The 14,572-nt window shown below is 45.0% G+C and carries 10 protein-coding genes; 8 read left to right on the forward strand and 2 right to left on the reverse strand.

The genetic code is table 11. The features are described 5' to 3' along the window. Positions 1 to 13: 13 nt before the first annotated feature. Together htpG and H8730_RS13050 are read right to left on the reverse strand one after the other, a co-directional pair. Positions 14 to 1,951, reverse strand: a complete 1,938-nt coding sequence (gene htpG / locus H8730_RS13045) for a molecular chaperone HtpG (RefSeq protein WP_249289910.1) — start codon at positions 1,949 to 1,951, stop codon at positions 14 to 16. A 192-nt stretch (positions 1,952 to 2,143) separates the two neighbouring features. Beyond that, positions 2,144 to 2,617 (reverse strand): DUF5721 family protein, encoded by a 474-nt coding sequence (locus H8730_RS13050; RefSeq protein ID WP_177714019.1) that lies wholly within the window; start codon positions 2,615 to 2,617, stop codon positions 2,144 to 2,146. A gap of 269 nt (positions 2,618 to 2,886) precedes the next feature. On the opposite strand from H8730_RS13050, the gene H8730_RS13055 reads away from it, so the two are divergent. The 8 genes from H8730_RS13055 (at position 2,887) to H8730_RS13090 (ending at position 14,065) form a co-directional block, all read left to right on the forward strand. Further along, entirely contained in the window at positions 2,887 to 7,203 is a 4,317-nt protein-coding gene (locus H8730_RS13055) for a 2-hydroxyacyl-CoA dehydratase (protein WP_249289911.1), read from the forward strand. A 67-nt stretch (positions 7,204 to 7,270) separates the two neighbouring features. Further along, positions 7,271 to 7,435, forward strand: a complete 165-nt coding sequence (locus H8730_RS13060; RefSeq protein ID WP_177714017.1) for a hypothetical protein — start codon at positions 7,271 to 7,273, stop codon at positions 7,433 to 7,435. Between the two features lie 151 nt (positions 7,436 to 7,586). After that, complete coding sequence (locus H8730_RS13065; protein ID WP_177714016.1) at positions 7,587 to 8,249, forward strand: zinc dependent phospholipase C family protein; 663 nt, start codon at positions 7,587 to 7,589, stop codon at positions 8,247 to 8,249. A gap of 37 nt (positions 8,250 to 8,286) precedes the next feature. After that, on the forward strand, positions 8,287 to 8,724 hold the full coding sequence (locus H8730_RS13070) for an RbsD/FucU family protein (protein ID WP_177714015.1): 438 nt from the start codon (positions 8,287 to 8,289) through the stop codon (positions 8,722 to 8,724). Positions 8,725 to 8,820: 96 nt separating this feature from the next. Then, the gene (locus H8730_RS13075) at positions 8,821 to 9,483 is read left to right on the forward strand and encodes an HAD family hydrolase (protein ID WP_177714014.1); all 663 of its coding nucleotides are present in this window, start codon (positions 8,821 to 8,823) and stop codon (positions 9,481 to 9,483) included. Positions 9,484 to 9,556: 73 nt separating this feature from the next. Next, on the forward strand, positions 9,557 to 10,291 hold the full coding sequence (locus H8730_RS13080) for a tyrosine-protein phosphatase (RefSeq protein WP_177714013.1): 735 nt from the start codon (positions 9,557 to 9,559) through the stop codon (positions 10,289 to 10,291). A gap of 400 nt (positions 10,292 to 10,691) precedes the next feature. Continuing rightward, entirely contained in the window at positions 10,692 to 12,281 is a 1,590-nt protein-coding gene (locus tag H8730_RS17930; RefSeq protein WP_177714012.1) for an ATP-binding cassette domain-containing protein, read from the forward strand. 2 nt (positions 12,282 to 12,283) lie between these two features. Continuing rightward, positions 12,284 to 14,065: an ABC transporter ATP-binding protein gene (locus H8730_RS13090; protein ID WP_177714011.1), complete on the forward strand. Its 1,782-nt coding sequence runs from the start codon at positions 12,284 to 12,286 to the stop codon at positions 14,063 to 14,065. Positions 14,066 to 14,572: the final 507 nt, after the last annotated feature.

Below are 14,572 nucleotides of genomic sequence, written 5' to 3' on the forward strand. Positions count from 1 at the left end.
GGGAATACCTCCTTTATTTGGAGCTATCATCAACCTTGTCAACCAGTTGGCGCATCAATTCCTGAGAACGGGCGATAAATCCATTTAGCTCTTCGGCTTCGAGAGGGCGATGGCTTAGCCGTGCCAGATCATACAGCTGATTGGCCAGGAGCGCAGCCGTATCATCCTTTTTGGATTCCAGCAGATGGGCGACCAATGGGTTTTTCTTATTCAGCACGAGGATCTCATCCTCGCCGCCGGGCATTCCCATCATCCCCATGGAACCGTACATTTTCATCATATCCTGCATCCGGCGGCTTTGTTCTGACAACTCGATCATCGCAGAGATGGATTCATCCTTTAAGCTCTCCACGCGAACCTTGAGCTTGTCGTTGTTTAAGGCCTTCTTAAACAGTTTTTCCGCCTTTTCCTGGGCCTTCTTGTCCTCCTCCGCATCGGATTCCTTTAGTATTTCATTCAGGTCTGCATCGACGCGAAGAAATTTCACGCCCTCATTTTTGCTCTCCACCATGGAAATAAAGGGAGGATCGATGGTGGTGGTGAGTTCCAGTGCGTCAAAGCCCTGATCCTTAATGACCTTAATATACTGAGCCTGCTGGCGTGGGTCCGTCGTATAGAATACTTTATTCTCGTGGGTCTCTTTTGCCGCCTCCAGATAATCCGGAAGAGTGGTGTACGCTCCTGTAACAGCGGATTTATAGATAATGCTGTCCTGGACACGCTCTAAGAACTTTTCATTGCGCAGGCAACCATATTTGATAAAGGGATGGATGTCGCCCCAAAACTTTTCATAGTTTTCTCGCTCATTGGTGTAGAGCTGTTTGAGTTTATCGGCAACTTTGCGCGTAATGTATTCGGAAATCTTTTGCACCTGCTTATCATTTTGCAGGAAGCTGCGGGACACATTCAGGGGGATATCGGGGCAATCGATGGCGCCCTTTAGGAGCAGCAGAAACTCTGGGATGATCTCTTTCACATTGTCTGCGACAAAAACTTGATTGCAGTAGAGCTTGACTTGCCCTTCCGCGGATTCAAATTCATTGCCGAGTTTGGGGAAATACAGAATTCCCTTTAGGTTAAAGGGATAATCCATATTCAGATGAATCCAAAACAGAGGTTCCTTATAATCCATGAACACCTTTCGGTAAAATTCCTTGTACTCGTCGTCGGTGCAGTCATTCGGATTCTTCAGCCACAGAGGCGACACTTCGTTTAACGGTTTCGGCTCCTCCGGCACCGTTTCAGCGGGGGGCGTCTCTTTGCCCTCTTTTGCCGCTTCCTCGGCTTTCTTTGCCGCTTCCTCCGCCTTGCGTTTCTCGTCCTCCAGATTGGTCAGATAGATTGGGACAGGCATGAAGGAGCAGTACTTTTCAATGATGGTTCGCATTTCCCACGTGTTGAGATACTTTTCGCCGTCCTCGTTGACATGGAGGGTGATGGTTGTGCCGCGCTCCGCGCGGGTACCCTCCTCCATGGAATATTCCGAACCGCCATCACAGGACCAATGGACAGGCGTGGCACCTTGCTGGTGGGAGAGGGTATCAATCTCTACCAGGGTCGAAACCATAAAGGCGGAGTAGAAGCCGAGTCCAAAATGTCCGATGATGGGATCTTCTGACGATTCCTTATACTTTTCCATAAACTCCGCGGCGCCAGAAAATGCAATCTGATTGATGTACTTTTTTACTTCCTCGTCCGTCATTCCAATGCCATTGTCGGTGATGGTGATGAGCTTATCCTCAGGATTTAGGACGACATCCACACGATACTCCGGATTTTCCTCAACTGTCGCCTCTCCCAGGGACGCTAGCTTGCGAAGCTTGGCAATGGCATCGACGCCGTTGGAGATCAATTCGCGGATAAAGATATCCTGGTCCGAATAGAGCCATTTCTTTATAATGGGAAAAATATTTTCACTGTTAATTGATAGACTTCCCTTTTCCTGTGTCATTTGTAATATCCTCCTTGCAATAGAATCTTCTTGTATGACCTATTTTTGATAGTCCGTTGTGTCTGAGAATTCGCATAAGCAAACTCTACCTATATAATATATCGTTCTATACCATAAGTCAAGAGAAAAATTAGCACTCACCTCGATAGAGTGCTAATTTTTTGTAAACAATCAATGAAATCGCATACACGACTATTCCAGTGAATACGCAATGGAATGCTGCTTGCAGAAAGAGGGGATATAGTCATCCCACATATGTTCAGCGCTTCTGTCCAAACTGAAAGCTTTCATGGAAATCCCTGTGATCAGGTGTAGTACGCCTCCATCAAACTGAATGTTTAACAACAGTGATTCGATGGAATCGGTGGAAAAGGAGGTCAGCTGATCTTTCGGAAAGGCAAGCGTCAGTTTCATCGATGTTGGGGTTCGACCTCCGCGGATAAGCTCATATATCTTTTTTCGCACATCCCGCCATAAGAGATGAGTCTGTTCTGACCTCAGCTTTGCCTCCTGGTCATTTAAATAGTCGCGGTTGATGACGCCGCTGATGGTGTACCGTGTGAGGATATTGAGCTCGCAGCCTCGCAGCTCCCAGGGATCGAACAATGTGTTCTGCAATAAAGCGGACATGAATGGCTTGACATCAGGTATGGAAAGAGCAATCATGAAAAACCCCCTCGAAATAAATTCACAATCTTTATTATAACAGCTTTCATTCAAATTGCAAGGAGCATCAGCGCCAAAATTCGCCAGCATTCTTAATAAAAACAATGGTTGACAAAATCGCCAAAGAACCGTACAATTAATTGGAAACGTTTTTTGCCAGCAAGAATGACAGCGTTGTCATTCATGTCAATAGATAGCTGGTCGCTGTGCCCTCCGGTCATTCTGACCGGCGCACAGCCGACAAAGAAATTTTTTGGGAGGTAGATAGAATGGAGAGACTATACCACGTTGGCCTGGATGTTGGGTCCACGACGGTCAAAATCGCGGTGATCGACGAAGATGCGAATTTAGTCTACCAAGAGTATAAACGACATTTTGCCAATATTAAAGAGACGATCCGCGATGTGGTGGAACGGGCATATCAACAGGTTTTGGCTGGTCAGACTGTCACGATCAATGTCACGGGTTCTGGAGGATTATCCGTGTCCAAATGGCTTAAGATTCCCTTTGTGCAGGAGGTAATCGCCTGCACACAGACCGTTGAGCGGCTGATACCCGAGACAGATGTAGCCATCGAGCTCGGAGGAGAGGATGCGAAGATCACCTATTTTGGCCAGTCGGTGGAACAAAGGATGAATGGCACCTGCGCCGGCGGTACGGGAGCCTTCATCGACCAGATGGCCATGCTCTTAATGACAGATGCGCCAGGACTCAATGCCCTGGCGGAGGATGCGACGATCATCTATCCCATCGCAGCTCGATGTGGTGTATTTGCAAAAACGGATATTCAACCGCTTTTAAATGAAGGGGCACCAAAGTCGGATGTTGCGGCATCGATCTTTCAGGCGGTGGTCAACCAGACCATCGCGGGATTGGCGTGTGGGAAGCCTATCCGCGGAAATATTGCATTTCTTGGCGGTCCTCTGTCTTTTTTGCCCCAGCTGCGCAAGCGTTTTATTGAGACCCTTCATTTGACGGAGGAGCAGGTGATCATCCCTGAAAACTCTCAGCTGTTTGTCGCCATGGGCGCTGCGTTTGCATCCTGCAATGGGCCTCTCTTTGCCTTTGACGATATTCAGAGGGCGGCCAATACTATGTTGGACGCTATTGATCAGGAGGTCTCCCGCCTAGAGCCTCTTTTTGACAATGAGAAACAGTATCAAGCTTTCGTGCGGCGCCACGACCGCGACCAGGTGAAGCGGCAGCCCCTTGAGACCTATGAGGGGCCTGTTTATCTGGGGATCGACGCCGGTTCTACCACGACGAAGGCTGTGTTGATGGGAAAAGACCGGCAAGTTCTGTATACGTATTATGGCAGCAACGAGGGGAGTCCGGTAGACAAGGTAAAAGAAATTCTGGATGAAGTATACGAGATACTCCCGGAAAAGGCGTATATCGCAGGTTCAGCTTCCACCGGCTACGGTGAGAAATTGATTCAGGCCGCCTTCAACGTCGATGAGGGGGAGATCGAGACCATGGCCCACTATAAGGCGGCGGAGTTCTTTCTCCCAGGTGTGGAATTCATTCTGGACATTGGCGGCCAGGACATGAAATGTATTCGGATTCAGGACGGCGTGATCGCGGACATCCTTTTGAACGAAGCCTGCTCTTCCGGCTGTGGCTCCTTCTTGGAGAACTTTGCCCAGTCGCTGAATATGAAGATTGAGGACTTTGCTGCCTCTGCGCTGCAGTCCCAGTATCCTGTGGATTTAGGGTCCCGGTGTACAGTCTTTATGAATTCTCGAGTCAAGCAGGCGCAGAAGGAAGGCGCCAGCGTGGGCGATATCTCGGCAGGACTGTCCTATTCCGTTATCAAAAACGCGCTACAGAAAGTTATCAAGATCCGGGATTATGATGAAATGGGACAAAAGATCATTGTGCAGGGCGGAACTTTCTTCAACGATGCGGTGCTGCGGGCCTTCGAGAAGATCACAGGCCGTGAAGTGGTGCGTCCCGATATCGCGGGCATGATGGGGGCCTACGGCGCCGCCCTGATCGCTCAGGAACGAGTTCCAGCGGAACAGAAGAGAAGTCATTTGATTTCCAGAGACGAGCTCTCTACCTTTCGCGCAGAGACAGAGCAAACCCGCTGCGGAAAATGTTCCAACAACTGCCTGCTCACCATTAACCATTTTGGGGATCGCAAATTTATATCCGGAAATCGATGCGAGCGCGGAGCTGGGGAGGATGAGAAGCAAAAAGAGGAACTTCCCAATCTCTACGAATTTAAGTATAAGCGAGTCTTTTCTTACTATAAACCTCTGCCGCTGGACCAAGCACCCAGAGGGGAGGTGGGGATTCCGCGGGTTCTCAATCTGTACGAAAACTATCCCTTCTGGTTCACCTTTTTTACGAAGCTGGGATTTGCTGTCAAGCTCTCGCCGCGCTCCACAAAGAAGATCTTTGAGGAGGGGATGGAGACGATTCCATCGGAATCCGTTTGCTATCCGGCCAAACTCGTACACGGTCACGTGATGCATCTGCTGCGACAGGGGGTAAAATTTATCTTTTATCCCTGTATACCATATGAGGAGAAGGAACAGAAAAAGGCGGATAACCATTATAATTGCCCCATTGTCACCTCGTACCCGGAGACGATCAAACAAAATGTGGAGGAACTTCAGGAGCAGGACATCGTCTTTATGAATCCTTTTCTCAATCTGGACAGCCCGGAGAGCGTCAAGGAAGAATTGTGGACCTATCTGGCTCCCCAATTTTCCATTGCCCGGGAGGAAATCGACAGCGCAGTGGACGCGGCATACGCGGAGCACAAGCAGTATCGAGCAGATGTCCAGGCGAAAGGGGAAGAGGCCCTTCGCTATATAGAGGCGCATCATATAAAAGGGGTGGTTCTGGCAGGACGCCCCTATCACGTGGACCCAGAAATCAACCATGGACTGGAAAAGATCTTGTTAGATCTGGGAATGGCGGTTCTGTCGGAGGACAGCGTCGCGCACCTAAATCATTTGAAACGGCCAATTCGAGTGCTCGACCAATGGAGTTACCACTCTAGGCTCTATGACGCCGCTGATTTTGTGGGGACGCGGCCTGACTTGGAGCTGGTCCACCTGGTTTCCTTTGGCTGTGGCGTGGACGCTGTGACTTCGGAGCAAGTGCAGGAGATTTTAAAAGCCCACGGAAAAACCTATATGCTCATCAAAATTGATGAGGGAACGAATTTGGGAGCGGTCCGGATACGCCTGCGCTCGCTGAAAGCTTCGATCTTAGAGCGGGACAGCAAGGGCGGTATACCGGAAGAACAGCTCTGCCGGGCCTACGAATTTGACAAGGTGCTCTTTACCAAAGAGATGAAGAAGGAGTATACGATTTTGGCGCCGCAGATGTCTCCCATTCATTTTCGCCTGTTGCAGCCAGCCTTTGCGAAATCTGGATACAACATCGAAATTCTTCCGTCTGTTGATCATCAAGCGGTGGAGGAGGGATTGAAGTACGTAAACAACGACGCCTGTTATCCCTCTATTCTGGTGGTGGGACAGATGATGAACGCTTTGAAAAGTCAGAAATATGATTTGAATAAGGTTGCGCTCATTGTGACCCAGACCGGAGGCGGGTGCCGTGCGTCGAACTATATCAGCTTTCTGCGAAAGGCCCTGCGGGACGCGGGAATGTCCCAGATTCCGGTCCTCTCCCTCAGCGCCGGAGGGCTGGAGAAACATCCGGGCTTTTCTATTACGCCCGGACTGATCAATCGAGCTATGATGAGTGTCGTCTACGGAGATCTGTTTATGCATCTGCTCTACCGTGTACGTCCGTATGAACAGGTACCGGGTTCCGCAAATGCGCTGTATGAAAAATGGAATGCCATTGCCACAGAGAACGTACAGAACGGAAATTGGTTTACCTATGTGCGAAATATTCGGCAGATGGTGGCGGAGTTTGATGCGTTCCCCGTATTGTCCATAGAAAAACCAAGGGTGGGTATTGTAGGCGAAATTCTGGTCAAATATCATCCGACCGGCAATAATAATCTGGTAGAGGTTTTGGAATCGGAGGGCGCGGAGGTCTGCGTTCCGGATCTGATGGATTTCTTCCTATACTGTGCGTATAACAGCACCTTTAAGGCCGACCATCTCGGCGGCAGCAAAAAGACAAAGCGGCTGACAAATCTGGTCATCAGCGGGATCGAACTCTATCGAAAGCCGATGACAACGGCTCTTAAGAAAAGCTCACGGTTTAGACCACCGACGAGGATTCAGGAGAAAGCGAAATACGCTGATGGCATTATTTCTCTTGGAAATCAGACAGGGGAAGGCTGGTTCCTGACGGCTGAGATGGTGGAGCTGATGGCTCACGGTGTGAATAATATCGTATGCGTGCAGCCCTTTGCCTGCCTTCCGAATCATATTGTGGCGAAATCCATGATCAAACCGATTCGGGCGCGCTATCCAAAAGCGAATATTGCGGCTGTGGATTATGATCCGGGCGCTTCGGAGGTCAATCAGCTCAATCGCATTAAGCTGATGCTGGCGGTTGCCTTCAAAAATGCGAATTTGGAACCCAATAAAATGGAAATTAATTCCAATGAAGAGTCTCTGGAGCAAAAGACTGACGAGAAATACGCATAAATTTTGAAGGGCCGAGGAACAATATCACCTGTAAGTCTATTTCATTTAAAATCAGGAGGAATTGTTCATGAATAAGAATCAAAACCAGGAACAGCAGCAGAACCAGCAGCAGCGCCAAAATCAGCAGAGACAGCAGCAGCAGAATCAGAAACAGCAAAACTGCCCGAGCAATCAGTTCCGCAACGAGGAAGAAGAGAACCAGCAGAACCGCCAGAATCAGAACAATCGCTAAGGCGGTAGCTAAAAAGAACATTTTCGATGTGTCATCGAAAATGTTCTTTTTTACATTTAAAATAAATTTTGAAAAAATAGTAGACAATTTTAGAGGAAGGAAGTATACTAGTAGACATAGAATTGAATATGGATGGAAGGAAGGCTATGGATTGAAATTAAAAAGTCATATTCTGATTGCGGATCGGACGGCGGAGGTGCTGGAGGATTTGATGGGAATCAGCATTCACAGGGGCTGGCTGCACTATGGCGCGGTATTACCGGATATCCACCCATTTCGCAGAGTACAGCTTCATACACCGTCGATTGTAGCACATCATTATGTAAAAGAGTTCCAAAGGCTTTTGACCCGCAATTTTTTGGTGAACCGGCGATACCGGATCTCCATGATCATCGGATTGCTGACCCACTATATCGCGGACTCCTGTACATTGTCGCACAATATTTTCAACAAGGATTTGCGCAAGCATGTTCGATATGAACAGTTGCTCGATGATTTAAAATATGAGATTCCGTATGCATACAATGTCATCATGGATGAGGTGAAAGAGCATATTGGAGAATTGAAGGATATTCGGTTTACAGGCTCGGAGGCGTTCACAGACCCAAAGGATTTTGAGAGAACGTTTTTGCAATATATGGAGGAGCATATCGAGCAAATTAACGGGATCTACATGGAGACGGCTTCCATCGAGAACTGGCATGAGAATATCCAGCATGACATGGATCAGGCGGTTGTCAACGCTTCTGTGATGATCACCAAGTTTATTATGGAGCTTCAATCAGTAAAACCACTAAAGGTTGCAATTCTGTAGCGCATTTTGGTGCAGCAAAACAAAGGAGGAATGGAGTATGTTAAAAGGAATCCCCCCGATTTTATCCCCTGAGCTGTTGAAGATTTTGGCGGAGATGGGTCATGGCGATGAATTGACCATCGGAGATGGCAATTATCCAGGACACAGCTTGTCGGATCGCGTGATCCGATTGGATGGACACGGTGTCCCTGAGATTTTGGATGCCATTTTACAGGTGATGCCGCTAGATCAGTATGTGGAGCATCCTGTCGCCTTGATGCAGGTCATGCCTGGCGACACGGCGGAGACGCCCATCTGGGACACTTACAAGGAGATTGTCGCGCGCCATGACGAGCGCGGAGCCGGTGCCTTTGAAGAAGTGGAGCGTTTTGCTTTCTATGACCGGACGAAGGAGAAATCCTATGTGGTGATCATGTCCGGCGAGACAGCGATTTATGCCAATATTATTCTGAAAAAAGGTGTTGTCAAGCTCTAATACCACCAGGATGCCGGAATTTTCCCGGCATTCTTTTTTCTGCGTTGACAACCGCATTTTCGGCGCAGCCATTAATTTCACGAGGAGGTGGATAGGATGCAATATCCTTGGAAAGCCGCTATATTCGATATGGATGGCACCCTAGCATGTTCTATGGGGGTATGGCGCAAAATCGATATCCAGTTTTTAGATAAACGAGGGATTGTCATGCCGGAAGATTATGGGGCGGCGCTTCGCACGATGAACTATCAAGAAGCTGCCGCTTACACCATATCCCGTTTTTCTCTTCAGGAGACAGTACCTGACGTGATCCGGGAATGGCATGAGATGGCAGTTTTTGAATATGGGCATACGATCGGCTTAAAGGATGGGGCTAAGGAGTTTATTGAGGCATTGCGAAAACAGGGGGTTATGATTGCGCTGGCAACGGTTTCATCGAGGGAATTATATGAACCCTTCTTGCAAAATAAAGGAATTCATCAATATTTTGACGTGTGCGTGGATACATCCCAAGTTCAGCGGGGCAAGGGGTATCCTGACGTCTATCTTTTTGCTGTCCAGGAGCTATCGCGCTCATTGGAGCACCCCCTAGCGCCCTCGGACTGCATAGTCTTCGAAGATGTCCTCCAGGCGATTCAGGCAGCCCGCAAGGGGGGCTTTCAGACATGCGGGGTTTATGACCCGTCATCGGGGGAGGAGTGGGCCTCTATACAGAGGGCAGCGGATATGACGGTCCGAAATTTTATGCAATTGTTGTAAAGGCAAAAAACAGAAGAGATGAGGATGCTGTTTTAGGTGAAATCCATTCTTTGGGGGGAAAGGAAGGTTGCAAATGTACGATTATACTGCTGATTATGTGCGATTGCCCATATCGAGTGTTAAGAACGTTCGCGAGATTGGGGGATACCCGACAAAAGATGGAGGCATGACGCAGTGGCACCGTGTTTTGCGTGCCGGCGATATGACGGAATTATCGGAGGAGGATCGGTCTTTTTTGCTGGGGTATGGTCTGACCACGGTTATTGACCTGCGTAGCGCGGATGAGACTGCATTGCGGCCCAATCCTCTGGCGGAGGACTCCCGAATTGCATATTATCAGCTTCCTTACATCGCGGGGGACTTGACAGCCATTGATTTTACTGTGACTGACTCCATGACACTGCCAAAGTTGTATGTGCAGATGGCGGAAATGGCAAAGGAATCCATAAGGAATGTCTTTCAGATCATCGCCCGGGCCAAGGGAACAGTGCTGTTTCACTGCACAGCGGGGAAAGACCGGACAGGCGTAACGGCAGCCTTGCTCCTTCTGTTTGCAGGCGTATCCACGGACGATATCATTTCCAATTATCAGGTATCGCAGACATATTTTACTTCGGCGGCCACAATTTTGACGCCAATGCCGGAGGAGGCGTTCTCCTACTTAATTGCATCTGACACATCCTATATCCAACACTTTTTGAATTATATCCTGGAGCGCTACGGCTCCGCCGAATCCTATCTCTGCGATATAGGGGTATCGCAAGAAGAGTTGCAGATGCTCCGTGATAAGCTGACAAAGAAAGGATAGATGCCGAGTTCAAATAAGCAAACCTTTTGTCAGGATAATAACGACATTATTGTAATGCGTCAGTGCTAATCTGCTGATTGGTATACCAGGATTTACCGAACGGCTGTCTCTTAATGTGTACGATTCCATCCTTTGGTTGGATAAGCTGGGAGTGGATCTAATCTCTTCAGTAATGAGGCTATGTCCCATTCAGTTTATGTTCATATTCAGGACAATAAGATAGGTAAGTTTGAACGTGTGGAAAATATGTCACCAAGCAAAGGAGAATGCGTGGAATGATTTTACGGAGTAAAGATCAATATACATATTGATTCCTAGTTTAAAAATGTTAAGTACGAGTTCGTTTATTGATACCACTCTTTCGATCTTACGCGGGGAGGGGATCATTGGCGACGTTATAGTGCCAATCGTATCGCTATTCTTAATTACTATCTTTGAGTATGGGGCCAGTTCGTTGCTTGATTTTGCGACTGTAAAGCTAAGGTTAAATATTAGAGGGAAGCTACGTCCAGAACTTATTGAATTATGTAGTAATCTAGACTATCCGTGTATAGAAAATGATAAGACGCTTGACTTGATTTCCCGGGTTAAAACGAACCCTGAGGAATGGGTATATAAAGTTTTCAACGATTTAATCTCGCTAACTGTTCTTGTAATGAAGGTTGGCTTGATTCTAGGAATTTTGGCATATAATGTTTGGTGGGCAGTACTAATTATTATAGCAATATTGATACCTTTTTCGAAGTTGTCGATAATAAGTGGTAGGGTTAATTACGAAGCGAACCGGCAAGTAACCAAGCAGCAACGCAAATATTTATATTTTGGAAAAGTTCTATCGAGCAGAGATTATGTTGAAGAGCGAGTTTTATTTCAGTATGGTAATCGTATTAACGAAATGTGGCTGGATAATTATGAGATTGCTAGAAAGTATCAGTTAAAAGTAGAAAAGAAATGGTTTATTAGGATGAAGAGCAGCGGTTTTATGACAGCTGGTTTCTGTATCATTATACTATTTTTGTTGCTTGCGCCAACCTTAAATGGTGTCATTTCAATCGGCCTGTATGTTTCATTTATAGGGATTATTTTTGAGTTAATCGATTTATTATCCTGGGACCTGACGAATAAAATTGATGCGATGACTCAAAGTAAAGAGGCTGTGAAAGATTTAAATAGCTTTTTGGAACTGGAAAGGATTGAAGGGGCGAATATAAAGAGCACTGCTCCGCTGAAATTTGAAAGTTTAGCATTCCGCAATGTAAAGTTCAAATATCCAAATGGCTCCTGTAATGTCTTACAGGATGTTACATTTGAAATGAAAGCAGGAAAGCATTACGCTTTTGTTGGTGAAAATGGGTCTGGGAAAACAACGATAATTAAACTTATAATAGGTTTATACAGAGGGTATGAGGGAGAGATTTTACTTAACGGTAAATCCTTGAAAGACTACAAGCTAGCGGATATCAATGCCACATTCTCAAATGTTTTTCAGGATTTTGCAAAATATAGCATGTCAATTCGAGATAACATAGAGATTGGAGATATAAATGCTGTTGAGACAATGACGGATGAAAAATTGCATCAAATAGTTGAGGATATAAATTTAAAAGAACAGATTGAAAAATTAGATAAAGGATTAGATACACAGCTTGGGAAAATTAATGAAAGCGGCCTTGATATTTCTGGCGGACAATGGCAGAAAATTGCGATAGCCAGAACGATGGTCAGTTCAGCACCGGTTCGGATTTTAGATGAACCAACCTCCGCATTGGACCCAATTAGCGAAAGTGAAGTATATCATAATTTTCAGAGAATTAGTAAGGAGTATACGACTATTTTTGTAACACATCGCCTTGCCTCGGTGAAGGAAGCGGATGAAATATTTGTACTAGAGGGAGGGACTATTATAGAACGGGGGAGTCATAAGGAATTGATTGATAAAGGTGAGAAGTATTGTAAGATGTATGAAACTCAGAAAGGCTGGTATGTATAATTATGGATAAAAAAAGTAATTTTTTAAATATTTTGAAAATTATTTTTTCTGTCATTATTAAGGCGTGTCCTGCATATTTTATATTTTACGCTCTAAGCGATATGCTGCAAGGTTTGTCATATGGATTTAATTCCTTTTTGATGCAGAAATTTTATGACTCCATCAACACAATACTTGATAACGGAGGTTTAGCAACGATGAGCTACCTGTTGGCGGGGGCGGTATCGTTAGTGATTATATCATCACAATTGTTGGATGGAGTAGCAAATTTTATGTATAGTAATATGACAAAAAAATTATCAGGACATATGAACTATATCGTCAACCAAAAATTAATTCGCCTAAAAGCAATTTTATATGAAGATCCAAATAAATTAGATCTTATAAATAAAGCGTTTGAGTCTTCTACAAAATGTGTAGGGTTAGTTTTTACTTTTATCAGCATGCTGGCATTTCATATTCCATATTTAATCTTCATGCTATTCTATTTAGCCTCCATTCAACCATGGCTTTGTGTTATTCTTTTACTTATGTTTGTGCCAATGTCTGTTTCTCAGCTAATCAAAAGTACGTTTTTTGCTAAGCAAGAAGATCATTCAGCGCCCTTGCGCAGATCATTGGAAGAATATGAAAATAATATTTGCAGTAAAACTTTTTTTAAAGAAACTAGAACGCTGGGCATATATGGATTCTTTAGGAAACGGTATATTAATATTTTAGATGATTTGAATAAGCTAAATTGGAAAACGGAGCGCAAATCTTGTATTATTGAATTATGCACGCGGTTAGTGGCTATGATTGGATATATGGTTCTGTTAGTTGTACTCATTGTATTTTCAGTTCAAGGAATTATTTCAATCGGCCAATTCGCAGCAGTGTTCTCTTCAATTGGATTAGCTTTTTCTGTAATGCAAGGCGTCGTAGACCGCAATTTAGGGTTAGTGTCCAGAAATATAGGATTTACTAAAAATTATGTTAATTTCATGGACCTACCTGAATTATCTCCTGAGTTCAATTTTTGTGAAAGTGACAATGACGATATTATTTTAAAAGATGTCAGTTTTCAATATCCAAATGCGAATAGTTTTGCATTAAAAGACATAACTCTTACTATTAAAAAGAATGAAACAGTTGCGGTTGTCGGAGAAAATGGATCGGGTAAAACAACGTTGGCCAAGGTGTTGACTGGAATTTATGAACCAAGTACCGGAAGTGTAAGCGTTATGGGATGTGATATTTCTGAAAAGCTACCATATTCGAGGATATCAGCCGTTAATCAAAAGTTTAATCGTTACGCGCTTACATTAAAAGAAAATATTACCATATCGGATCAAAAGGGGGATGAATCTGCTATTCCAGAAATAATAGAAAAAATCAATTTAGAGCTAGATCCACAAATTTTTCCGGATGCTTTGGAAACTCCTCTTACAACTGAATTCGGAGGAGTTGATTTATCAGGTGGACAATGGCAAAAAGTAGCAATTTGTAGAGGGATTTATAGGAACCATGATGTCATTGTTTTGGATGAGCCGACGGCTGCAATTGATCCCATAGAAGAAAGCAGCGTATACCGGAGTTTCACAGAAATGTCTAAAGATAAAACGGCTATCATTATTACCCATCGTATTGGGTCGGCTAAGATTGCCGATCGAATCCTTGTGATGGATCAAGGCAGGATTATGGAAACCGGTACCCATGACGAGCTGATAAAAAAAGGAGGGAAATATGCAGAAATGTATAATTTGCAGGCGGACTGGTATTTAATAGAGGGTAGCAATACGTGATAATGTCTTCTATATTTCAAATGACGACTATGTGGACTTTGTTATTAAAGGTGAAGTCGAAATTTCTTTTCAGAACTATTATCAGCGTTAGAACAAAATTATGTCTCTTTCTAAAGCTACTGGACTTTTGAATTCTTGACCATTGTCTGTAAGGATTACCGGAAAACTTTTTTTGAAGCCCTCTGTCCCCAAAAGGCCTGCTAAAACCTGCAGGCAGGCGCTATTTCATGAAAGGGTAAAATCTGGCATGTGGATACAACTGCTATCCAAGAATATGAAAGAATAAAATCCTCAGAAATAGAAGTAAGTGAAGGAATGGGCTCAGTGGATATAAAGCGGAATCGATTTTCCCGTAAATTCCCAAAGTAAGTCCCACAGAGGAAACAGAGATGGAGTTACTATGAGAAACGTAGTGGAAATAAGCCTGGGAAAGCTAAAAAAGAGGCAGAAATAAGTGGAAACAGAGACAGAAAAAGAGGAAAAGGGATTGCAAACTGTAAAAAAGGG

This window comes from Bianquea renquensis (genome assembly GCF_014384895.1).
GTDB lineage: Bacteria > Bacillota > Clostridia > Lachnospirales > Bianqueaceae > Bianquea > Bianquea renquensis.

Coding starts and splice junctions, on each gene's coding strand:
- H8730_RS13080 (WP_177714013.1), top strand. CDS start 9,557: ATGTACGATTATACTGCTGATTATGTGCGATTGCCCATATCGAGTGTT.
- H8730_RS13050 (WP_177714019.1), bottom strand. CDS start 2,617: ATGATTGCTCTTTCCATACCTGATGTCAAGCCATTCATGTCCGCTTTA.
- H8730_RS13055 (WP_249289911.1), top strand. CDS start 2,887: ATGGAGAGACTATACCACGTTGGCCTGGATGTTGGGTCCACGACGGTC.
- H8730_RS13090 (WP_177714011.1), top strand. CDS start 12,284: ATGGATAAAAAAAGTAATTTTTTAAATATTTTGAAAATTATTTTTTCT.
- H8730_RS13075 (WP_177714014.1), top strand. CDS start 8,821: ATGCAATATCCTTGGAAAGCCGCTATATTCGATATGGATGGCACCCTA.
- H8730_RS13060 (WP_177714017.1), top strand. CDS start 7,271: ATGAATAAGAATCAAAACCAGGAACAGCAGCAGAACCAGCAGCAGCGC.
- htpG (WP_249289910.1), bottom strand. CDS start 1,951: ATGACACAGGAAAAGGGAAGTCTATCAATTAACAGTGAAAATATTTTT.
- H8730_RS13070 (WP_177714015.1), top strand. CDS start 8,287: ATGTTAAAAGGAATCCCCCCGATTTTATCCCCTGAGCTGTTGAAGATT.